General features: G+C 61.3%; 24 protein-coding genes and 1 tRNA gene. 11 read left to right on the top strand and 14 right to left on the bottom strand.

The window, feature by feature from the left end; all coding sequences use genetic code 11:
* Positions 1-121: 121 nt before the first annotated feature.
* Positions 122-1,147, bottom strand: a complete 1,026-nt coding sequence (locus TSA66_RS01395) for an extracellular catalytic domain type 1 short-chain-length polyhydroxyalkanoate depolymerase (RefSeq protein WP_052451999.1) — start codon at positions 1,145-1,147, stop codon at positions 122-124.
* Positions 1,148-1,259: 112 nt separating this feature from the next.
* Here TSA66_RS01395 and TSA66_RS01390 point away from each other — a divergent pair, with 112 nt between their 5' ends.
* Together TSA66_RS01390 and TSA66_RS26680 are read left to right on the top strand one after the other, a co-directional pair.
* On the top strand, positions 1,260-1,967 hold the full coding sequence (locus TSA66_RS01390; RefSeq protein WP_052451998.1) for a hypothetical protein: 708 nt from the start codon (positions 1,260-1,262) through the stop codon (positions 1,965-1,967).
* 226 nt (positions 1,968-2,193) lie between these two features.
* On the top strand, positions 2,194-2,592 hold the full coding sequence (locus tag TSA66_RS26680; RefSeq protein ID WP_157691556.1) for a hypothetical protein: 399 nt from the start codon (positions 2,194-2,196) through the stop codon (positions 2,590-2,592).
* 80 nt (positions 2,593-2,672) lie between these two features.
* On the opposite strand, the gene TSA66_RS01380 is transcribed toward TSA66_RS26680, so the two are convergent.
* Positions 2,673-2,873: a YjfB family protein gene (locus TSA66_RS01380; protein ID WP_040038705.1), complete on the bottom strand. Its 201-nt coding sequence runs from the start codon at positions 2,871-2,873 to the stop codon at positions 2,673-2,675.
* A gap of 72 nt (positions 2,874-2,945) precedes the next feature.
* Between TSA66_RS01380 and TSA66_RS01375 the strand changes: the two genes are divergently transcribed.
* Together TSA66_RS01375 and TSA66_RS01370 are read left to right on the top strand one after the other, a co-directional pair.
* A complete protein-coding gene (locus TSA66_RS01375) occupies positions 2,946-3,533 on the top strand; it encodes a pyridoxamine 5'-phosphate oxidase family protein (RefSeq protein ID WP_232429377.1) in 588 nt (195 codons plus the stop codon).
* Between the two features lie 85 nt (positions 3,534-3,618).
* Positions 3,619-3,695, top strand: a tRNA-Arg gene (locus TSA66_RS01370).
* Positions 3,696-3,796: 101 nt separating this feature from the next.
* Here TSA66_RS01370 and infA read toward each other — a convergent pair.
* On the bottom strand, positions 3,797-4,057 hold the full coding sequence (gene infA / locus TSA66_RS01365; protein ID WP_040042035.1) for a translation initiation factor IF-1: 261 nt from the start codon (positions 4,055-4,057) through the stop codon (positions 3,797-3,799).
* A 404-nt stretch (positions 4,058-4,461) separates the two neighbouring features.
* On the bottom strand, positions 4,462-4,737 hold the full coding sequence (locus tag TSA66_RS01360) for a DUF1488 family protein (RefSeq protein ID WP_040038704.1): 276 nt from the start codon (positions 4,735-4,737) through the stop codon (positions 4,462-4,464).
* Positions 4,738-5,020: 283 nt separating this feature from the next.
* Here TSA66_RS01360 and TSA66_RS01355 point away from each other — a divergent pair, with 283 nt between their 5' ends.
* A complete protein-coding gene (locus tag TSA66_RS01355; RefSeq protein ID WP_040038703.1) occupies positions 5,021-5,305 on the top strand; it encodes a hypothetical protein in 285 nt (94 codons plus the stop codon).
* A gap of 339 nt (positions 5,306-5,644) precedes the next feature.
* Positions 5,645-5,854 (top strand): cold-shock protein, encoded by a 210-nt coding sequence (locus TSA66_RS01350; RefSeq protein ID WP_040038702.1) that lies wholly within the window; start codon positions 5,645-5,647, stop codon positions 5,852-5,854.
* Positions 5,855-6,033: 179 nt separating this feature from the next.
* On the opposite strand, the gene TSA66_RS01345 is transcribed toward TSA66_RS01350, so the two are convergent.
* Positions 6,034-7,158 carry a hypothetical protein gene (locus TSA66_RS01345; RefSeq protein WP_157691555.1) on the bottom strand — a complete coding sequence of 375 codons (1,125 nt, stop codon included), beginning with the start codon at positions 7,156-7,158 and terminating at the stop codon, positions 6,034-6,036.
* Between the two features lie 274 nt (positions 7,159-7,432).
* Between TSA66_RS01345 and TSA66_RS01340 the strand changes: the two genes are divergently transcribed.
* Positions 7,433-8,605 (top strand): tetratricopeptide repeat protein, encoded by a 1,173-nt coding sequence (locus TSA66_RS01340; protein ID WP_052451997.1) that lies wholly within the window; start codon positions 7,433-7,435, stop codon positions 8,603-8,605.
* Between the two features lies 1 nt (position 8,606).
* Here the strand turns inward: TSA66_RS01340 and TSA66_RS01335 are convergent, their stop codons facing one another.
* Positions 8,607-9,050: a DMT family transporter gene (locus TSA66_RS01335; protein ID WP_040042033.1), complete on the bottom strand. Its 444-nt coding sequence runs from the start codon at positions 9,048-9,050 to the stop codon at positions 8,607-8,609.
* 226 nt (positions 9,051-9,276) lie between these two features.
* On the opposite strand from TSA66_RS01335, the gene TSA66_RS01330 reads away from it, so the two are divergent.
* Positions 9,277-9,657 carry a YbaN family protein gene (locus TSA66_RS01330; RefSeq protein ID WP_232429376.1) on the top strand — a complete coding sequence of 127 codons (381 nt, stop codon included), beginning with the start codon at positions 9,277-9,279 and terminating at the stop codon, positions 9,655-9,657.
* A 15-nt stretch (positions 9,658-9,672) separates the two neighbouring features.
* Here TSA66_RS01330 and TSA66_RS01325 read toward each other — a convergent pair whose 3' ends face one another.
* Entirely contained in the window at positions 9,673-10,878 is a 1,206-nt protein-coding gene (locus tag TSA66_RS01325; RefSeq protein ID WP_269748347.1) for a benzoate/H(+) symporter BenE family transporter, read from the bottom strand.
* A gap of 134 nt (positions 10,879-11,012) precedes the next feature.
* Here TSA66_RS01325 and TSA66_RS01320 point away from each other — a divergent pair, with 134 nt between their 5' ends.
* A complete protein-coding gene (locus tag TSA66_RS01320; protein ID WP_040042031.1) occupies positions 11,013-12,044 on the top strand; it encodes an RNA methyltransferase in 1,032 nt (343 codons plus the stop codon).
* Between the two features lie 11 nt (positions 12,045-12,055).
* Here the strand turns inward: TSA66_RS01320 and TSA66_RS01315 are convergent, their stop codons facing one another.
* Complete coding sequence (locus tag TSA66_RS01315) at positions 12,056-12,460, bottom strand: glycine zipper 2TM domain-containing protein (RefSeq protein ID WP_052451996.1); 405 nt, start codon at positions 12,458-12,460, stop codon at positions 12,056-12,058.
* 227 nt (positions 12,461-12,687) lie between these two features.
* Positions 12,688-13,413 carry a substrate-binding periplasmic protein gene (locus tag TSA66_RS01310; protein WP_040038699.1) on the bottom strand — a complete coding sequence of 242 codons (726 nt, stop codon included), beginning with the start codon at positions 13,411-13,413 and terminating at the stop codon, positions 12,688-12,690.
* A gap of 376 nt (positions 13,414-13,789) precedes the next feature.
* Between TSA66_RS01310 and TSA66_RS01305 the strand changes: the two genes are divergently transcribed.
* Together TSA66_RS01305 and TSA66_RS26675 are read left to right on the top strand one after the other, a co-directional pair.
* The gene (locus TSA66_RS01305) at positions 13,790-14,002 is read left to right on the top strand and encodes a hypothetical protein (protein WP_052451995.1); all 213 of its coding nucleotides are present in this window, start codon (positions 13,790-13,792) and stop codon (positions 14,000-14,002) included.
* 146 nt (positions 14,003-14,148) lie between these two features.
* Positions 14,149-14,325 carry a hypothetical protein gene (locus TSA66_RS26675; RefSeq protein WP_157691554.1) on the top strand — a complete coding sequence of 59 codons (177 nt, stop codon included), beginning with the start codon at positions 14,149-14,151 and terminating at the stop codon, positions 14,323-14,325.
* A gap of 9 nt (positions 14,326-14,334) precedes the next feature.
* Here the strand turns inward: TSA66_RS26675 and TSA66_RS01300 are convergent, their stop codons facing one another.
* The 5 genes from TSA66_RS01300 to TSA66_RS01280 all read right to left on the bottom strand — a co-directional run bounded on the left by TSA66_RS01300 (position 14,335) and on the right by TSA66_RS01280 (position 17,523).
* On the bottom strand, positions 14,335-14,724 hold the full coding sequence (locus TSA66_RS01300) for a hypothetical protein (protein WP_040038698.1): 390 nt from the start codon (positions 14,722-14,724) through the stop codon (positions 14,335-14,337).
* Positions 14,725-14,761: 37 nt separating this feature from the next.
* A complete protein-coding gene (locus TSA66_RS01295; protein WP_040038697.1) occupies positions 14,762-15,640 on the bottom strand; it encodes a PA4780 family RIO1-like protein kinase in 879 nt (292 codons plus the stop codon).
* Positions 15,641-15,777: 137 nt separating this feature from the next.
* Positions 15,778-16,023 (bottom strand): hypothetical protein, encoded by a 246-nt coding sequence (locus tag TSA66_RS01290; protein ID WP_052452597.1) that lies wholly within the window; start codon positions 16,021-16,023, stop codon positions 15,778-15,780.
* Between the two features lie 80 nt (positions 16,024-16,103).
* Positions 16,104-16,340, bottom strand: a complete 237-nt coding sequence (locus TSA66_RS01285) for an oxidoreductase-like domain-containing protein (protein ID WP_040038695.1) — start codon at positions 16,338-16,340, stop codon at positions 16,104-16,106.
* 187 nt (positions 16,341-16,527) lie between these two features.
* The gene (locus TSA66_RS01280) at positions 16,528-17,523 is read right to left on the bottom strand and encodes a glycoside hydrolase family 5 protein (protein ID WP_040038694.1); all 996 of its coding nucleotides are present in this window, start codon (positions 17,521-17,523) and stop codon (positions 16,528-16,530) included.
* Positions 17,524-17,653: the final 130 nt, after the last annotated feature.

Raw genomic sequence — 17,653 nt, 5'->3', positions numbered from 1 at the left:
ATTGAACAAGCACGATTTGGACTTTCCTCAATCAAATAGGTCATGCGACCAGTAGTAGGGGCTCTAATCAGGATAGCTGCACCGCAAATCGGCACCGGTATGCATGAAGCGCCATGTCCGCTCAGTGCCGCTTGAAGAAATCCCACATGACATCGTTGGCCGAGATCGCTTGCGAGGGCGGTTCGTCGCCGCGCGATTTTTGGCCTCCGGGCCAGGAATGGCCGCCGCTCTCGGTCACGCAAAGCTGGACCTCGGCCTGGCCCCGGCACGGCGCATACACTTCGCAATAGGCGCCGTCCTTGTCGAGGATGCGGCGCGGCGCGGCGCTGCAGCCATCCAGCTTCACCCATTTGGCCACCGTGTCGGCTACCGACGTAAAGTCGGTGACCTTCGACTCGCTCGGCACCCCCGGTCCCGCGCCGCCCGCAAAGAGCACATGGTTGTCGTTTTTGGCGTGGATGTGCAGTACCGCCACCGGATGCGTCGGATTGCAGCTGCGCGTGTTGTCGGTGCCCGCTACCGATGCAATGGCCTTGAACACATCCGGCAGCTCGCAGGCGAGGCGATAAGCCATCATGCCGCCGTTGGACATGCCGGTGGCGTAAATGCGGTTGCGGTCGATAGTCATCTGGCGCGTGAGGCGATCGACGGCCGTGCGGATGAATCCGACGTCGTCGATATGTTCATCGCGCGCGCCGCCGCAGCAGTTACCGGCGTTCCATGTCGCCAGCTTGCCGGAGCGTAGTTTGCTGAAGCCATTGGGGAACAGGACGACAAAGCCTTCCCGCTCCGACTTGCTGATCAAGCCGTAGCGGGAGTCGTCGGCCTGGTAATCCATGCTGCCGCCGCCCCCGTGCAGCGCCACCAGCAGCGGGGCGGGCGCGGCCGGGTCGTACTTCTCCGGCACATGGACCCGGTACATGCGCGCCAGCCCGTCGTGCTCAAGCTGAAAACGATAGTCGCCCGGCTGCGTGATGCGGCCCGCGATGTCGGCATCGGCTTCGGGGGCGTTCTGTTGCCGCTGCAGCCGGCGCTCTTTCAGCCGCTGCCGGAACGGCCCGTCCTCGGCGCCGGCCGATGGCGGCAGAAAGGCGATGGCGCAGGAGAACAGCGCAAGGACAAGGGCAGCGGGGGCGAACCGTTTCATGGATGACTCCGGATGACAGAACTGCGAGAATCGTTGACTTCACGCGCGACACTGCAATTTCCTGCGGTAACGTGACGTCTTCAGCGCAACTATAAAAAGAAATCATGGAAAAATGATGGAAAATTTCCAGACATTTAATCCCACCCTGCTCGACAGCGTGGGCTTGAACCGGCAAGCGGTGTTCGATATCGACGCGCTGCCGGCGGACGTCGCCGCCTCGCTCGCTGCAAGTTGCACTCCCGGCCGCGCCTATCGCCAGCTGATATTGATCGCGCACGCCGGCAGAAAACTCTGGCAATCCGTCACCGCCGCCGGCATCGCCTCGGAGGATCCAATCGACGACTTCACCGTGAAAACGGTAAATCAATGGTTCGCCGGCAGCCTCGCACAACATACCTACGAAATCATTTACCCGGGAAGCCAGGCGATCGGCTTGCAGCGCCTCGGCCAGTTGGCGGGCTGGCACCATGCCAGCCCGTTCATGATGGGCATCGATAGCGAGTGGGGGTCGTGGTATGCCTATCGCGCGCTGGTGCTGGCCGATACCCGGTTCGAGCCGACCTCGCCAATCCATGGCGCGCATCCGTGCGGGGAGTGCGCGCACCGGATCTGTGTCGCCAGTTGTCCGGCCGGCGCATTGGATGCAGAAAAATTTGATCTGGCGAAATGCGTCAACTATCGCAAGCGCGAGGGATCGCGTTGCAAGGAGACATGCCTGGCCAGGATCAGTTGCCCCGTGGGCAGCAGCCACCGGTATAGCGACGAACAGATCCGCCACACCTATCTTGGGTCTATGCGTGCGATTGAACGTTACTATTGAGGAATGGCTAACTGGCGACTATTTTTTATCTCGACTCTCTCCCGGGAGCAGCTGTTGCACTGATGGTTGGTTAACGTAAGTTCCTGAAAGTGCACAGCGTCGGACATCGGTCAAATACCGGTCGCGATCTCTGTCAATGCCGGCCGAAATTTCCGTGCCCGCATTGATCATCCCGAATCGCTCCACATAATGGTAAATCCTTTAACCCTTATACAAGGAGCGACTCATGAAGTCTTTTACTCTCCTGGCGGCATCCCTCGCGATCCCCGCAGTCATTGCATCCGCGCAAACTCCAACTACTCCCAGCACTACGACTACCTCATCCGGGACGATTCCTTTCATCCCGCTGATTTCCAATGGCGGTGGCAGCACGCTGACCGGCACGACGACACCCAGCTCGGCATGGTTCATTGATACGACCAGGAATTTGGTGGTGTTCTGCGCCCAATCGAACACCAGCACAAGCACCAGCGCCAGCACAAGCGCGGCACCATCGTTTGCCTGCACTGCACAGGCGGTGCCGACAGCGGCCAGTACTCCGGCATCGGGAAGCGGTGCAACCGGCAGCGGCGCAACCGGCAGCGGTTCATCGGGTGGTGCCGGCTCCAATCCGGTCGGTGGCTAACACCCGGCAAGAGCCCGAACCCCTGATCGGATCGGTAGCTATCCGAGCGCAAGCGGCACTGGCGCAAAACAATGCGCGGATTACGCTGTGGTATTGATGTGTTGACCAAGATGGGGCGGCAGGCGGTGGTCTGCCGTCGGCGGCTGGAGCGCATCGATCAGGGCTGCGCCGCTGGCGGCCTGCATGTCGATGGCTTTTTTAAGAACTGCAATTTCCACCGCTTGCTGTGTCGCTGCTGCTTGCATGGTTGTCGCCACATTGGCGATGCCGCTGATTTCCATGGAACCCTCCGCTGATCTACCGTCGTTATCGTCATTGTTACCGGTTTCTTGAGGGTCGCCTCTGGAGCCGCATTGCTGCCTGCGGAACTGGCGGGATATATCCGCTTCAAGTACGGTCCAACCGGTTCTTTTCCAAAATCCACGGAGATCGATATGGATGTGCAGCAGCAAGCAAATGAAGGCATGGAAAAGGTTGCAGAGCTTGTTGAAGAAATCAAGTTTGCGATGATGACGACGCGCGAGAGCGACGAGACCCTGCATAGCCGGCCGATGACGACGCTGCAATTGGATAGCGACGGCTACCTCTGGTTTTTTACGGGCTTGGATTCCTACAAGGTTGACGACGTCAACGAGCAAGCCAGCGTGAACCTGGCCTATGCACGTCCGGACAAGCAAGACTACCTGTCGATTGCGGGCTCTGCGGAACTGGTGCGTGATCGCAAGAAAATGGAAGAGTTATGGACGCCCTGGCTGCAGCCCTGGTTTCGCGACGGCCTGGATGACCCGAATCTCGCGCTGCTGAAGGTCAGGATCGAGCAGGCCTACTACTGGGATGCACCCGGCAGCGCCGTCAAACGCCTGTATGGCTTGGCAAAAGGAATATTGACTGGCAAGACCGATGCCCTGGGCGAGCATGGCAGGGCGCACCCGCCGCACTAAGTAGTGGGTTGATGAGGCGCGAGGCGCTGTCCGCATCACGAAAAGCGCCACTTTTTTCGACAGTCGTGTTACACTTGCGCCCCTTGCGGCTGTAGCTCAGCTGGATAGAGTACTTGGCTACGAACCAAGGGGTCGTGGGTTCGATTCCTGCCAGCCGCACCATATTTAAAGGGGCCACATTTTTCGAAATGTGGCCCCTTTTCTGTTTTTGCCTCGAATTCCCGATCAGTCGGTCCCGGCGTCATGCCGGGACCAAAGCGGCATCAGCGGCGACGCTGGTAGCCCGTGCGGGCAGGGCCGCGCTGTTCGAGATGACGGAAGGTAATCCGGCCTTTGCTCAAATCGTAGGGCGACATTTCAATCGATACCTTGTCGCCTGCCAGGATGCGGATATGGTGCTGGCGCATCTTTCCCGAAGTATAAGCAATCAGCTGGTGCCCGTTCTCGAGATTGACGCGAAAACGCGAGTCCGGGAGCACTTCGGTGACGAGGCCATTCATTTCGAGCAAGTCTTCTTTAGCCATGATGTAATCCAATATCAAATTGCGCCTGAGGACCCAAGCCCGATGGGGTGCCCGCGTAACATCGATGCGGGTATGCGAGCCAGTGAACGCGCAAGCGCCAGGTGGAGAAAAGCAAACAACGCTGCACCGGCTGCAAGCAGGCTGGAGCGCGAATAGGGCGCCGCAAAGGGCGGCGACGAGTACGGCAATGAACGATGAAGGTGGTCAGCGCACGTAAAGGGGTGATCTCTGCGCGACCGAGGAACTGGAAAAGGCGGATGCGGAAACCGGGTTCCGGCCAAGCGGACAATCGCCATCGGACTGCCGCACTATACCACACGCGGTCATGCAACGCTGCCGATGCCAAACGTCATGCCGGCGTCGTTCGGCAGCGAGGAAGGGAAGACAAGCGCGCTTTGCAAGGCTTACTGCGTGCGCGGCGACGTGAAGGTTTCCGGGCGCAACACCAGCGGCGAGCCGGCCACGCCGGCGGCAGCCAACCGGCGGGCGATTCCATGGATGTTCGCTTCAAAGGCCTTGAAAATGCCCATGATATCGGCATCCGGATCATTGCTGTCGAATGCGCGCAGTTTGCATAGTGCCTGCGTCGTGATCAGGCAATCGTGCCTGGCATAGTCCACGACGACTGTAAAGGCGACGCCTTCGGGCGAGAGGCGCGGGGTGCTGACCGGTTGGTTCATGATGTTCCTTTGGGAATGCTGCGTTAGGGGCGCAGTCATGGGGGGCATGGCTGCAATGTATTCATGGCATTCGCTGTCAAGAAAACGTGTCGATGCATGGAGAGAGCAGTGGCTACGCTGCCTGCTGGCAGCCTGTGGCCGGGACATGTCAACACCGGCGATCGCCGACTATGCGCCGCGAATCCATGCCGCCAATTTTCATCGTCACGCCAGTGATGTGCGTAAATGACGCATCGGTTGCGGTACGCCTTATGCTTGTTTCTTCTCCTTTGGAGAAGTCATCATGACTAAGTATGAAATCATGGCCCTGATTATGCGCAAGGAAAGTCAGTTCGACGGGGATCCGTTTACCATTGCTGCAAAACTGGCTTCCTGTCTGGAACCATTGTCCGAACGTTTATGCGATGAAGAACTTGCGGAGCTGATTCAAATCGGCAGCGCGGTCTACCAGTACGGTGTCGATCAATGCAAGCAGGCCGTTCCGCTCGAGGACTTGTTCCCTGCGTGCGAAAACTGGCCTCTCCCGCTTCCTGCACGCAGCGGGTTCCGGCATCGGCAGCCGCGTTGATCGCATCCATGCCGGCAGGGGACAACTGTTCGAAGCTGGCTTTGCCGAGCACGAAAGCGTGCCGGGCAGAACATGCGCGCGTTGCATGCCAGCATAGAAATGCAAGGTGGCATCAATGCTGGCCAATACCTCAAAATAACTGGAGATAGTGTTAGGCGTTTGGCCCAATTGCCTGTATAGTGGGTTTCCGCACTTGTATCAAGTCGTCGTCTTTGCTGGTCTCGTTCCCGTCTTGCTCTTCAACGAAGAGCCATTCCTGTCTGATTCCCTTCGGTCGTATTCCTTGGTGTCGAGTGCATTTCGGGCACACGCCCTTATTTTGCATTGATAGGAAATCACATGACTACGCAAACCGGCACCGTAAAATGGTTCAACGACTCCAAGGGCTTCGGCTTCATTAAACCCGACGAGGGCGGCGACGACCTCTTCGCGCACTTCCAGGACATTCAGTCCAGCGGCTTCAAGAGCCTCGCTGAAAACCAGCGCGTGTCCTTCGAGCGCGGCATGGGCCCCAAGGGCGCCAAGGCAACGAATATCCGCCCCATCTAAGGCGAACCCCTTTTTCGCATGCCGTCCGGCGCCTGAGTGCCGGATGGGATTGAAGACACCTCGCAGATAGCTTGGGTATCGATCACTGTGGAGAACGAAAGCCCGTCAATGACGGGCTTTTTTTTCGTCCTGCCTATCGTTGCCGTTGCTGCTGCGTGCCGCGCTCGCGGCGAAATCGGTCAGTGGCGCAGGTTCCATTGCCGCGCTGGCATGGCGACGATTTCCTTCGCATTTGGCTGGCCCGCGGCGACATTGAATGCGCTGATCCGCGCTTCCAGCACGCCATTGGGCAATGCGGACGTGTCGAAGTCCAGCCATGCGAACTTGCGGTCGCCCGACACGGTAAACACGCCCAGGCGCGGCGCATAACCGTTTGCCGGTAACAGCTCGACATTCATTATGTCGCTGCCGCGCACTTCGAGCCGGGTGGCGCCGCTGACGATGTCGCCATGCACGGGCGCCATCGTCACTGATGCCGTAAAGGAGGCCGATCCATTCCTGAAGTCCCAGCGCCGGGCGGACATGGCGACGATTTCCCGGGCATTGGGTTGTCCATCCGTCACGTTGAACGCACTGACCCTGACGTCGCGCACGCCATCCGGCAACGACCGGGTATCGAAATCCAGCCAAGCAAGCGTCTTGTCTGCCGAGACATTGAATACGCCTAATCGGGGCGCATAGCCGCTCGCCGGCAAGAGTTCGGCATTAGCAATCGCGCTGCCGCGAATTTCAAGACGCGTCGTGCCGCTGACTATCGCGCCATCGGCAGGCGCAGCAGTGAGCGTGGCGACAAAACTGGCCGGCGGCGCGGCCGTGTTGCTGATGTTCCAAGTGCGCGCCGGCATCGCCACGATTTCAGTCGCACCCGCCTGCCCCGCCGGCACATTGAAAGCGCTGATCCGTACGTTCAAGGGACCGTTGGGCAGCACCGTGGTATCGAGATCCATCCACGCCCGGGTCTTGTCCCCGGAGAGGTTGAACACGCCCAGCTGCGGGGTGTAGCCGGTCGCCGGCAGCAATTCGACGTTGGCCATGTCATTGCCGCTCACTTCGAGCCGCACCAGGCCGGCAAGCACTGCCCCCTCGGCTGGCGCCATCGACGTCGATGCAAAAAAGGGGGCTGTCGGCACGCCGGAACAGCGTGGGTCGAGGCTGCAGGTATTGAGTAACCTGCCTTCGGACGTAAAGGTGGTGGGCAGGAGTAGAGCGCCGGATGGGCCGGCGTCCGGGTTTCCTGTGCCGCCGCATGCACCGAGCAACATGAGCAGGCTGGCCGCTGGAAAGACCTTCAAGGTGGATAACATGGCAGTTTCGCTCCAATAAAAGCACAACGCGTCTTGAAACGATCCGAGCATTGCCGGTGGTATGGGCGGTGCTCGGCAGCGGATACAGCAGGGCGCGTGCCAGCCCGGCCGATGCGGGAGCAACTGTTGGTTGCTCTGTCGCGTCGAGCGTACCGGCAGGCAACGCAGCTTATTCATCGTTGCGGTCTTTTATTGATTTTTTGCTAATTTGAATGTAGAACTGTACGCTCCATAAAAAACAACCAAGGCCGCATTCACGCGCAGGAGGAGCAACGTGAAATCCATCAGAGACCGGCTCGTTCCAACCCTGTTCCTGGCGCTTTCCGTCGCCATGAGCGCAGCATCGGCGGGCGGATTCGAGGACGCGCAGGACGATTACGCATCCGGAAGGTTCGACCGCGCCTATGCGGTGTTTTCCGGGGAGGCTGAGCGCGGCAATCCCGATGCCCAGCTCTACCTGGGGGCGATGTACGAGAACGGACAAGGCGTCGACCGCGACTACCGGCTGGCGCTGCAGTGGTACGAGCGCGCGGCCGTGCAGAATAACGCGGTGGCATGCTTCAACCTGGGCCAGCTGTACTTTGAGGGGGAAGGCATTTCCCGCGATACCGGCAAGGCGCTGGCCTTGTTCGAAAAGGCCGCGTCGCTGGGGCTCGACGATGCCTATCGCCAGCTCAGTTCCATGTACTTGCTCGGCAAAGGCGTGCCGCAGGATGATCGCCTTGCCGCATCCTGGCTCGCCAAGTCGGCCGAATACGGCAATGCCGGCGCCCAGTTCAATCTGGGCAAGATGTACTTCGATGGCCGGGGTGTGCCCCAGGATTACGAAAAGGCGGAGCACTGGTGGACGAGTGCGGCGGCGCAGGGGCATCCCAAGGCCCAGTACAGCCTAGGCGTGGCCTACTATCACGGCAGCGGCTTGCCGAAAAATGTCAGGAAGGCCATCCCCTGGCTCGCCAAGGCCGCCGCCCAAGGGGAAGTGGACGCCCAGATGCGCATTGGCGTGATGAATTACCTGGGACAGGAAATCGCCCTGAACTATACGCAGGCGATCTACTGGTTCGAGAAAGCGGCCGCCCAGGGCGACGAGCGCGCGCAATTCGCGTTAGGCGCCGCGTACGAGGACGGGCGCGGAGTCGCGCAGGATGCCGCGCAGGCCGCGACTTGGTTTGCGAAAGCCGCAGACAAGGGGTATGCCATTGCGCAGTATCGCCTCGCATCGTTATATGAAGCCGGACGCGGCGTGCCGCAAGACGCGATTCAGGCGTACAAGTGGTTTGTGCTGGCCGGCAAGGGCGGTTATGCCGATGCCGCGCGGAAGATGCAGGCGATCGAGCGCGGCATGAGCGCCGGGCAGATTGCCGAAGCGGGACAGTTGGCGCAGCGCTGGTCGAAGGAGGGCGGCGAGGGCACAGGCCGCCTCGACGCGGCCCCCGGTGCACAATAGGTCAGTACTTCACGATCATCACCGTTCCCGCCACGAGCAGCAGGGCGCCGGCGACGCGCGCCGTATTGATGCCATGCTGGGCAAAGCCGATGAGGCCGTAGTGGTCCAGCAGCAGCGAGGCGAGCAATTGCGCGGTGATGGTCAGGCACACCAGGTTGGCCGCGCCCAGTTTCGGCGCGACAAGGATGGCCGTTGCCACGTAATACGCGCCGAGCGCGCCGCCGATCCAGGCCCATGCCGGCAGTTTGCCGAGCATTTGCGCGCTGGGCCAGGCCGCGCGCGAGGCAATCGCATATGCCAGCAGGCATGCGCTTCCCACGGCAAAGGAAATCAGCGCGGCGACGACAGGGCTGCCGATCCCCTGGCGCAAGGTGCTGTTGACGCCGACCTGCAGCGGCAAGACCGCGCCCGCGGCGATGGCGAGCAATACATACCATGTTTGCATTTTTTTCCTCTTCATTTTCTTTTTCATTCAGCGATTACCGTCCCGGACATCGGGCACGTACGCCCGGCAGTCTGGCGCATGCGGGAACAGAATTCGTATTTTTTTCAACGATGCGTATTTTTCGATTACATTGAAGCGAAAAAGCGCACGCCCAATGTCTTGGGATTAACTGGGTTGCTCCCGGTGTCCGGGTGCGTCTTTACCTCTATTTTCACATGGAAGAAACATGGCCACGGCAACCGTGAAAATCCTGTTGAACATCATTGGCATCCTCGCCGTCGTGCTGGCGATCCTCGGCATCTTCCTGCCGCTTTTGCCGACCACGCCTTTCCTGCTGCTGGCGTCGGCTTGCTTCGTGCGCGGCTCGGAACGCTTGCACGGCTGGCTGTTGACCAATCGCTTGTTCGGCGAATACCTGCGCAATATCGAGGAAAAGCGGGGCATTCCGCTCAAGGGCAAGGTCATGACGCTGATCTTGCTCTGGGCTTCGCTGGCATTTTCCATCTATACCGTGCGTCCGCTGCTGCTCAAAGGCATGCTCATGGCAATCGGCCTCGGTGTCAGCGCCTGGATACTGCGCATGAAGACACTGAAATACGATCACTGAGAACCTGCTGCCCGGCTATTTCTTGCCTCCCTGCAGCGCCAGCATCGCTGCCACGCCAGCCACCAATCCCCAGAACGCCGAACCCACGCCGAACAGCGTGACACCGGACGCAGTCACGAGGAACGTGACGAGCGCCGGTTCGCGCTCGCGCTCGTTCGACAGCGCGGCGGCCAGCCCGTTGCCGATGGTGCCGAACAGCGCGAGTCCGGCAATCACCAGCACGAGCTCTTTCGGAAATGCGGCGAACACCGCCCCGACCGTCGCGCCGAACACGCCGACCAGCAGGTAAAAGCATCCCGCCGCGACCGCCGCCACATAGCGGCGCTTCGCGTCTTCATGCGCTTCCGGGCTCATGCAGATAGCCGCCGTGATCGCGGCCAGGTTCAGCGCGTAGCCGCCCAAGGGCGCCAGCAAGAGGTTGGCGACGCCGGTCCAGCCGATCACCGGCGAGATCGGCACCGCATAGCCGAAGGTTCGGATGACCGCCACGCCCGGCACATTTTGGGAGGCCATCGTCACTACAAACAACGGCAGCGCCACGCCGATCGTTGCCGCCAGCGAAAACCCGGGCGTGATCCATTTCGGCTGCGCCAGTTCCAGCCGCACGCCGTCCATGTGCAGCAAGCCCTGAGCGGCGGCAATGGCAATGCCGAGCAACAGCGTCACGATCACCGCATAGCGCGGAAACAGACGGCGGCCGGCCAGGTAGGCGATGAACATCGCCAATGCCAGCCCGAACTGCGTCTTCATCGCGACGAACACATCCATGCCGAATCGCAGCAGCACGCCGGCCAGCATGCCGGACGCGAGCGACACCGGAATGCGGCTGATCATGCGCTCGAACAGGCCGGAAAAGCCGCAAAAGGTAATCATCGCCGCCGACAGCAGGAAGGCGCCGGTCGCATCCTGCAGCGACACCCCGGCCGCGCCCGTGATCAGCATGGCCGCGCCCGGCGTCGACCAGGCCGTCACCACCGGCACGCGGTAACGCAGCGACAGCAGGATGCAGGTCAGCCCCATGCCAAGCCCGAGCGCCCACATCCACGACGCAATCTCGGCTGGCCCCGCGCCCAGCGCGCGCGCTCCCTGGAACACGATGACGGCGGAACTGGTGAATCCGACCAGCACGGTGACAAAGCCGGCGGCGACGGCGGACAGCGAGAAATCCTTGGCGAACGACATGAATGCGGGAAATAAATGAGGGAAGCGGAATTGTTGCATGAAACGCAGGGGTGGCGCTGCGCCAGCCGGCGGCCGTACCCGGCCTTGCGCAATACCCGGAAAGATTGGAAGATGCCGCCTATCACACGGAAGCAGGCGGCTTTCAACGCTGCATTGCCTGCGAATCTTCCCCTATGCAAATCGAATTCATTCGCCAGCGCTTGCGCGCGCTGGGCGCCGGACCGATCCACGAGCAACGCCTGCTGCGCGACTGGGTGCGGGCCCGGCCGCATGACCAGGTGCGCCGGCGCCTCGACGACTTCCTGCCCAAGACGCTGCGCGAGGCATTGCCGGCGCTCGACGCCGAACTGCATGGACTGGCACGCCTGTTGTCTTCCCATCCGACGGAGGATGGCGCAGCCCGTCTGCTGGTCGGACTCAGCGATGGCCAGACCGTCGAAAGCGTGCTGCTGCCGCGCGGCGGGCTGTGCGTCTCCAGCCAGGTCGGCTGCGCGGTCGGTTGCCAGTTCTGCATGACCGGGCGCAGCGGACTGATCCGGCAAGTCACTGGCGGCGAGATCGTCGCCCAAGTCGCGCTGGCACGCACCCAGCGCCCGGTGAAAAAGGTGGTCTTCATGGGAATGGGCGAGCCTGCCCATAACCTCAGTCACGTGATGGAAGCGATCGAATTGCTGGGCATCGAGGGCAATATCGGGCACAAGAATCTGGTGTTCTCGACCGTGGGCGATGCGCGCGTGTTCGAGCGCTTGCCGCAAGGCGTGGTCAAGCCGGCGCTGGCGTTGTCACTGCATACGACCAAGCCGGACTTGCGCGCCCAGCTGCTGCCGCGCGCGCCGCGCCTGACGCCGGGAGAACTGGTGGCGCTGGGCGAGCAGTACGCCCGCCTTACCCATTACCCGGTGCAATATCAATGGACCCTGCTGGAAGGCGTCAACGATGGCGAGGACGAGATGGATGGCATCGTGGACCTGCTCAAGGGGAAGTATGCGGTGCTGAACATGATTCCCTACAACACGATTCCCGATTTGCAGTTCAAGCGCCCGTCATGGGAGCGTGCGCGTGCCATTGCGGGCCGCCTGCATCAGCGCGGCGTGCTGACCAAGCTGCGCAATTCGGCGGGGCAGGAAGTCGATGGCGGCTGCGGGCAGTTACGGGCGCGTGCGATCGCGGTGCAGCCGCGAAGCATCACGATTCATCCCGCATGATCGGCTGAATTCTAGCAATTGCCTTTCTTTGCCTGGCCCGGGGGGCAGAACCGGCCGCGCTCGTGCTCGACCGGCACCCGCACCCGCTCCGTCACGGTGCGGCAGCGCTGCACCGTCTGGTAGGACGTGCCTTGGGCAGAACCCTGTCCGGCCATCCTGTCGCCGACCACGGCGCCGGTGGCCGCACCGACCGCTGTCGCCACGGTTTTCCCATTCCCGCCGCCGACCTGGTTGCCGAGCAGGCCGCCGGCAATGCCGCCGACAATGGCGCCGCCGTATCCCTGTCCGCCCGACTGTACCGGGACTTGCTCGTTCCAGCACTCCTGGCGCGGGCGCTCGACAATTTGGTATTCGCTTGCGGCTGCCATCAAGGGCAGGACGGCAATCACGCCGGTGCTCAGTAGTTTGCGCAACATATTTTTGCCTTTGAATCGAGAGTGGCTCGTCGTTCGAGCCGGAAGGTCCGCGCATCGCCGCGCAACCAGTCTTGACCTGCTTCCCGGTGTGCCGATGCAACGCGATGCCAAGCGATTTTATAGCAGTGTTGCGCCATGCATGTGCTGCAAGGCAACATTTTTGCAACAAGATGTATCGCGCATTCTTGGCTGCACTGGCGCCAGGTGCCGGCCGTGTCAGTGCAGGCTCATTGCTGGGCGCGGTATTTATCGACGATGCGATCGATCGCACCGGTGCGGTGCAGTTGCGCCACTGCCATGGCGATCCTGCGTTGTTCGCTAATGGGAAATCCGCGCGAAGCCGCCAGATAGACCCACATCGGGTCGCCGATCTTCATGCTGAAGCGCAGTTCGTCCGGCGTGCCAGCGGTGCGGCGGTAGATTTGTTTGGCGGCCAGATCGGCGACCACCCATGCATCAATCAGCCCGGTTCTGAGCTGCCTGGCGAGGTCATCTTCCGATTTCACCGACCGGATATTGTCGAGCCCCATTTGCAGCAACCGCGCCTCCATCGGATTGCCTCTCAATACGCCGATCGTCAGCGACTGCAGGTCGTCCAGTGTGCGGATGGGAGGCGCATTTATCTTCGTGACAATCACGAACCGGTACTCGAACAGCGGTGCGATCCATTCGTAATCCCTTTCGCGCTCTTCCAAGCGCGTCAATGGGATCACCAGGGCATCGTTTGCCACTTGCGTCTCCAATTGCGCACGTATCCAGGGTAAAAAGCGGTACCGGAAATCGATCCCCGTTGTCTGGCCTACCTGGTCGAGGATTTCGATCGCAATGCCGCCGGGCTTGCCGTTGATCTCATAACAAAATGGCGGGAGGTTGGCTGCATTGACGACGAATCCTCCCGCCACGGCGCGAAGCAGGAAACAGGAAAGGAACGCGAAAGCGAGAATTTTTTTCATTGCCGCGTCAAGCTTCGTCCACGGCCGCCGTAAGCGCGGGACGTCATTCTTTAGATCATTGGGCAGCCCGAATTGATCTGGCAAGATATTGATGAGCGATAAGGGAAATCGAAAAAGCACCAGCGCGGCAGCCGGGCTGGATTTTGGTGACTGCCATGGCAGGTTTCATTGATGGAGAACGGCAACTTTCGGCCCGGCGCCGACGCCGCAAGACGGGATGTTCAAGCGGCGTCGATACCCTCCCGGCCGCGTGCCTGCGCAAATTAGAGGCACGGCTCGATTCCGCTTCAATTCGCGTCGCACCCCATATATGATCCCATTACCTTTCATCAACTAGACGGCGCTTCCATGCTGTCCTTACCTACAGGAGCAATGTATGTCCCTTTCCATCAACTCGACGCTCGGTGATCTGCTCGACGACGAGGCAAGCAAGTCCATCCTCGAAAAGCACCTTCCCGGCGTATCCACCCATCCGCAGATTGGCATGGGACGCGGTTTTCCGCTCAAGACCGTAGCCGGCTTCTCCGGCGGACTCATCTCCAACGACGCACTCGAAAAGATCGAAGCCGATCTGAAGGCGCTGGGCTAAACCGCCCGTGTTGGAAAACGCGAGCCCGGATGCGATGGCAAGCCTGATCGTGTCCGGTCTCGATCGCCTCCGGCTCGTCACGCATCGTCTCGCGCAGAAGCCCGGAAACGGGTACCATCGACGACCTTATCCTACCGGGACGCCGTATGCACATCATCAGCCGCGAACTTTACGAAGCCGCTCTCCTCATCAATCGCCCCGATACCGTATATCAGCCGGGGCTGGCGGCCCACGAAGCGGCACTGGCCGCCGGCATCGCGCGCCGTAACGGCTTGCTCATCGAATTGACCCACAAGGGCGAGGAAGTCACTCGCCTCGAATGACGCGCACGGCTAAGCGGGCTTGTCTTCCCTTGCTTCGATATCCGCCAGCGACTCGCGGCCGCGCTCGGTCAGCGCAAAGCCGCGTGGCTCTGCCGTCGGCGCAATCAATCCTTTCCTGCTCAGGAAGGTGGCGACATCGGTCTCCAGCGACGCCGGCGCCGCAGCCACCACCGCAGCGTTCGCCACTGTGCGCAACCCGTCGATACAGCGCTTAACAAACAAGGTCTGCTGTCCTTTTTCGGTGAGCGCGAATGCGCCATCCCTGCCTGCGGCGATATATTTCAGCCCGATGAGCCGCTTGGCGTTCCTTGCCACACATGCGCTGGCACGTTGGCCCTTTTTTGCCTGCCGGATCTCGGCCAGTGCGGCAAATTCATCCTTCGTCAAACTGTCGTCCATCGTCTTTTCCTGTGAGAAGTGTGTGATCCCGTTCTTGCTAGCGATATGACCATGAAACCGCGTTGGCCTCGCGCATGTCCTGCTCGCGCCGCAACCGTTCTTCCTCCTCCTTGCGGGCGAGCGCGATTTCGCGCATGACGGCGCCGACATCCGCCGGCCTATCGTCGGTGGCCACGCGACCGCTCAAGACGGTCTCCGGAGTCAACAAGCCCGCGCCGTAGAGCGCCCAGATTTCCTTCCCATACTGGGTATCGGCAAGCTGTGGCGCAAAGCGGCTGAAATAGCTCGCGAGGTTGGCGGCGTCGCGCTCGAGCATCGGTCCGGCTTCCGAGTTGCCGGCCGCATCAATGGCTTGCGGCAGGTCGATGATGACGGGACCATCGGCATCGACCAGGATGTTGTACTCGGAAAGGTCGCCGTGGATGACGCCGGCACACAGCATGAGCACCACCTGCCGCAGCAGGCAGGCATGGTAGGTCAGCGCCAGCGCCTCGGTCAGTTCCACGTCGTTGAGCCGCGGCGCCACCTCGCCCCGCGCATCCGTCACCAGGTCCATCAACAGCACGCCCTCGAAGCAGATATGCGGGCGCGGCACCCGCACCCCGGCGGCGGCAAGCCGGTACAGGGCATCCACTTCCGCGTTTTGCCACACCTCTTCCTGCATCTTGCGCCCGTAGCGCGTGCCTTTCTCCATCGCGCGCGCCTGCCGGCTGTTCCTCACCTTGCGGCCTTCCTGATATGACGCAGCCTGGCGGAAGCTGCGCTGGGCGGCTTCCTTATAGACCTTGGCGCAACGGATGTCGTCGCCACAGCGCACCACGTACACGGTGGCTTCCTTGCCGCTCATGAGCTGGCGGACGACGGCATCGACCAAGCCCTCTTCGACGAGCGGCTGGATTCTTTTCGGGATTTTCATTAAATGGCTCGGCCGTGGAAAGGGCGGGGGTGGGGGAAACGGCGGTCGCCGCGATCGTGTGGTTAGCGGAGTGTATCAGCATGCATGCTGTTGCCGTTTGCACGCCTCTCCCGCAGCCGCTCTCTGGCCGGGGCCGACTATTTATTGCGCTTGCCCGATTGCCTGGGCGGCGTGTGGGCACGCGACTGTTCGATTTGCCTGAAGATGGTTTTCGCGTCCTGCACCGCGCGTTCCTGCGTGCGCATCTCGGGATGGTCATCATGCAGGGTAAAAAAGTCGGCCGCCTGCACGCGCATCACATGCTTGATCGCCGCTTCGTCGCTCATGTCGAACATCTCGGTCAGAAGCGTGGTGACTTCGTCCAGATAGGCTTCGTAGGTCATTGGCATGAGGCGCGGCGTGGGTCGAGTTGGGGAAGGGGCACAGTATATCGGGAGACCGGCCCCCGTGCGCGGGGCGCTTGCTACGCTTGCGATTTATTGAGCAGGATTTCCCGCACTTGCTCGCACCAGTACCCGGCCGCGCCGAGATAGCCTTCCCAAACACAGCCATTGCAGCCCCGGCCGCAACAGCTGGTCGGCTCTTCCGGCGGATTGCGAAACGACATTCCCCGTTGCGCTAGCTGCCCAAGGAGGTCGGCAATCCACTGCCTGGCTTGCTCGGCATTCGTGGGCAACTTGTTTTGTGATTCTTCATGCATCGGTCTGGTTTTACAGGTATGGAATAACAATACGGCATCGGCTCGCAACAATCGTTCTGCAAATACGAGGCGTGAGCAAGGGCCAATCAAAACATGGGCGGGCGCCTTGCGTCAACGTGCGGTGCCCGAGCGACACTATGGGCCGCACCCGATGAAGGGGCGGCTCGGACGCAAGAGCTGCCGGCCGCTACGCCTTCCAGTACTTCGAGTAAGTCGCAAGCACATCCTGCTTGACGACATCGGCCCCCGTAGCCGGGTCTTCGACAATGACGGCATATTCATCGGGGCTCGACGTGTTTTGGCGCCACTGCCATCCGGTATAGCCGATCCCAGCGGCATTCATGCGGCTTAATCCCGCATCCAGATAGAACCCGCTCGGATCGTCGCCGGTGCGCACGCCGAACTGCTGGATGAAAACGGGAACGTTGCGCGATGTCTTCATCGTCGCCAGTGCGCCCAGCCGCGTCTCGATGTTGGCAATGTTTTCTGCCTGCGACTTGCCGGTGCGGATGAAGAGGTTGCCGGTATAGACGACCCGGTTCGCCCATCGGCTTGCCGCGATATACGCTTCATCGCACAGGTTGATGTTGTAGGCGTCGCGCGGGCCGACAAGAAACGGCGTTTTCTTGTCGCCGGCGACGTCTTCGATGGCCGCCATGAGCTCCTGGTAGAACGCGGACACGTCGTCGCCATAGGTGGAAACCCTGCCCGCCAGCGGTTCCGGCAGCAGTTCATAGAAGGCGATCTTCGGGTAATCCTTGAGAATGCCGGCAAGATAGATCCATGCTTCCTTGAACAGCTGGCGCTGCGTCAGGTCGGTCCAGAAGTTGCGGCCGCCGGGGTAGGTGCCGCTCGGATCGCAGTACTGGGCCATGGACGCATCCTGCACGCCGTTCTGGCCGCAGTTGGAATCGATGACCGGTATGACCCACAGCCCCGCATCGATGCACCATTGGATTTCCCGCAGAAACTGGGCCAGGTGGGCCGGGTCGAAATGCCCGGGAGCCGTATCCGCTCGACTCTCGACGTCGGCGCCGCCGTACAGGCCCCACCAGCGGATAAGGACGCGAACGACGTTGCCGCCTTGCGCTGCGATTGTCGGCGCATCATCGCTTCGCATCTTGCCCCACGTGCCTTCATTGATGCCGCGAAGAATGATTGAATTCCCGTCCGGTGCGATCATGCTTGCGCCGTTCAGCGTCAGCCTCGCGGCAGGTGTCGAGGATGGCGTTGCGCCGGGGGCGGCGGGCGGCGTTGGCGAAGTGGTGCTGCCGCCACCACCGCCGCCACCGCCGCATGCGGCCGATGCGACC

Origin of the sequence: Noviherbaspirillum autotrophicum, from assembly GCF_000818395.1 — a bacterium.
In the GTDB taxonomy this organism is placed as follows: domain Bacteria; phylum Pseudomonadota; class Gammaproteobacteria; order Burkholderiales; family Burkholderiaceae_D; genus Noviherbaspirillum; species Noviherbaspirillum autotrophicum.
This window is presented reverse-complemented; position numbering and strand designations above follow the sequence as displayed.

Excerpts from the sequence above, each read along its gene's own strand:
- TSA66_RS01395 (WP_052451999.1), bottom strand. The coding sequence starts at position 1,147 with ATGAAACGGTTCGCCCCCGCTGCCCTTGTCCTTGCGCTGTTCTCCTGC.
- TSA66_RS01390 (WP_052451998.1), top strand. The coding sequence starts at position 1,260 with ATGATGGAAAATTTCCAGACATTTAATCCCACCCTGCTCGACAGCGTG.
- TSA66_RS26680 (WP_157691556.1), top strand. The coding sequence starts at position 2,194 with ATGAAGTCTTTTACTCTCCTGGCGGCATCCCTCGCGATCCCCGCAGTC.
- TSA66_RS01380 (WP_040038705.1), bottom strand. The coding sequence starts at position 2,873 with ATGGAAATCAGCGGCATCGCCAATGTGGCGACAACCATGCAAGCAGCA.
- infA (WP_040042035.1), bottom strand. The coding sequence starts at position 4,057 with ATGGCTAAAGAAGACTTGCTCGAAATGAATGGCCTCGTCACCGAAGTG.
- TSA66_RS01360 (WP_040038704.1), bottom strand. The coding sequence starts at position 4,737 with ATGAACCAACCGGTCAGCACCCCGCGCCTCTCGCCCGAAGGCGTCGCC.
- TSA66_RS01355 (WP_040038703.1), top strand. The coding sequence starts at position 5,021 with ATGACTAAGTATGAAATCATGGCCCTGATTATGCGCAAGGAAAGTCAG.
- TSA66_RS01350 (WP_040038702.1), top strand. The coding sequence starts at position 5,645 with ATGACTACGCAAACCGGCACCGTAAAATGGTTCAACGACTCCAAGGGC.
- TSA66_RS01345 (WP_157691555.1), bottom strand. The coding sequence starts at position 7,158 with ATGTTATCCACCTTGAAGGTCTTTCCAGCGGCCAGCCTGCTCATGTTG.
- TSA66_RS01335 (WP_040042033.1), bottom strand. The coding sequence starts at position 9,050 with ATGCAAACATGGTATGTATTGCTCGCCATCGCCGCGGGCGCGGTCTTG.
- TSA66_RS01330 (WP_232429376.1), top strand. The coding sequence starts at position 9,277 with ATGGCCACGGCAACCGTGAAAATCCTGTTGAACATCATTGGCATCCTC.
- TSA66_RS01325 (WP_269748347.1), bottom strand. The coding sequence starts at position 10,878 with ATGCAACAATTCCGCTTCCCTCATTTATTTCCCGCATTCATGTCGTTC.
- TSA66_RS01320 (WP_040042031.1), top strand. The coding sequence starts at position 11,013 with ATGCAAATCGAATTCATTCGCCAGCGCTTGCGCGCGCTGGGCGCCGGA.
- TSA66_RS01315 (WP_052451996.1), bottom strand. The coding sequence starts at position 12,460 with ATGTTGCGCAAACTACTGAGCACCGGCGTGATTGCCGTCCTGCCCTTG.
- TSA66_RS01310 (WP_040038699.1), bottom strand. The coding sequence starts at position 13,413 with ATGAAAAAAATTCTCGCTTTCGCGTTCCTTTCCTGTTTCCTGCTTCGC.
- TSA66_RS01305 (WP_052451995.1), top strand. The coding sequence starts at position 13,790 with ATGTCCCTTTCCATCAACTCGACGCTCGGTGATCTGCTCGACGACGAG.
- TSA66_RS26675 (WP_157691554.1), top strand. The coding sequence starts at position 14,149 with ATGCACATCATCAGCCGCGAACTTTACGAAGCCGCTCTCCTCATCAAT.
- TSA66_RS01300 (WP_040038698.1), bottom strand. The coding sequence starts at position 14,724 with ATGGACGACAGTTTGACGAAGGATGAATTTGCCGCACTGGCCGAGATC.
- TSA66_RS01295 (WP_040038697.1), bottom strand. The coding sequence starts at position 15,640 with ATGAAAATCCCGAAAAGAATCCAGCCGCTCGTCGAAGAGGGCTTGGTC.
- TSA66_RS01290 (WP_052452597.1), bottom strand. The coding sequence starts at position 16,023 with ATGACCTACGAAGCCTATCTGGACGAAGTCACCACGCTTCTGACCGAG.
- TSA66_RS01285 (WP_040038695.1), bottom strand. The coding sequence starts at position 16,340 with ATGCATGAAGAATCACAAAACAAGTTGCCCACGAATGCCGAGCAAGCC.
- TSA66_RS01280 (WP_040038694.1), bottom strand. The coding sequence starts at position 17,523 with ATGATCGCACCGGACGGGAATTCAATCATTCTTCGCGGCATCAATGAA.